General features: G+C 43.2%; 1 protein-coding gene. It reads right to left on the bottom strand.

What is annotated here, in order from left to right:
- Positions 1–34: 34 nt before the first annotated feature.
- Positions 35–1,351, bottom strand: coding sequence for a phosphopyruvate hydratase (gene eno / locus ACS8FD_RS14130; RefSeq protein WP_439260419.1), 1,317 nt, complete (start codon positions 1,349–1,351; stop codon positions 35–37).
- Positions 1,352–1,558 lie beyond the last annotated feature (207 nt).

Genomic DNA, 1,558 nt, shown 5'->3' with positions numbered 1-1,558 from the left:
CACTAACACTTAATATAGCTTTATAGCTTAAACATTAACCACGTAGACCGATGAACTCTTCACGGCCACGATAGCTTGCGCGTACTTGCTGCTCGATACGTAATAGCTGGTTGTATTTCGCTACGCGATCTGAACGACACAATGAGCCTGTTTTGATTTGTCCTGCCGCTGTACCTACTGCCAAATCTGCAATGGTGCTGTCTTCAGTTTCACCTGAACGATGCGAGATAATCGTTGCGTAACCGTTTTTCTTCGCAAGATAAATTGCATCTAAAGTTTCTGATAACGTACCGATTTGATTAAATTTAATCAAAATTGCATTAGCGATGTTTTTATCAATACCTTCTTGCAAGATGGCAGGATTGGTCACAAACAAGTCATCTCCGACCAACTGGACCTTATCACCGATTTGCTCAGTCAAGTATTTCCAGCCATCCCAATCAGACTCATCAAGACCGTCTTCGATAGAGATAATTGGATACTGGCGCGCCAGCCCTACTAAATAATCTGAAAAACCTTGGCTATCAAAGGCTTTATTACCCTCGCCTGCTAAGACGTATTGACCATTTTTATAAAACTCAGTAGCGGCGCAATCCAAAGCTAAATGAATGTCGTCACCAGCCTTATAACCAACTTGCTCGATCGCTTGCATGATGACAGTGATGGCTTCTTCGTTGCTACGTAGATTCGGTGCAAAGCCGCCTTCGTCGCCGACCGCTGTATTTAGACCTTGTGATTTTAGGACAGATTTTAAGCTATGGAAAATCTCAGTGCCAGCGCGCAATGCTTCTGAGAAGCTTGTAAAACCAACTGGCTCAATCATAAACTCTTGGATATCAACTGTGTTATCCGCGTGCTCACCACCGTTTAAGATGTTCATCATCGGTACAGGCATCGTTAAAGAAGTCTGATTCCGCAAGTCAGCGATGTATTGATGCAGTGGCAAATTTTTTGATTTGGCAGCAGCTTTAGCAGTTGCTAGAGAGACGGCCAACATGGCATTAGCGCCTAGATTGTCTTTGTTTTCTGTACCATCTAGCGCAATCATCGCATTATCGATGCTTTGCTGCTCAGTGACATCTTTGTCCATTAATGCACTACGAATTTGACTGTTGACATTGGCAACGGCTTTTTTGACGCCTTTACCCATGTAGCGATCTTTGTCGCCATCACGTAGCTCGAGCGCCTCACGTGAGCCAGTTGATGCGCCACTTGGAGCAGCAGCACGGCCAACAGTGCCATCAGCCAAGATAACATCGGCTTCAATCGTTGGGTTACCGCGCGAGTCTAAAATCTCACGAGCGCGAATGTCTTTAATTGCGGTGACGTTGGTAATTTCTTCAGCGTACATAATGTCTGTTAATTCCTTTGGTCATGCCAAGTTTGTGGGATAAAAAACGGCAACTAGAATACAAAAAATAAAGAAAAGTATCTGATAGCTCATGCATTTACAACAATGATAAACCATCATACAACCAGCTGTTTTTGAAAGTCATTGAAGGTCTATTCGATACAATAATACTCGGCTATAATGCTTGGCATCATAGCATATATTTAG

Source organism: Psychrobacter sp. 1U2, assembly GCF_051847575.1.
This window is presented reverse-complemented; position numbering and strand designations above follow the sequence as displayed.

Coding starts and splice junctions, on each gene's coding strand:
- eno (WP_439260419.1), bottom strand. CDS start 1,351: ATGTACGCTGAAGAAATTACCAACGTCACCGCAATTAAAGACATTCGC.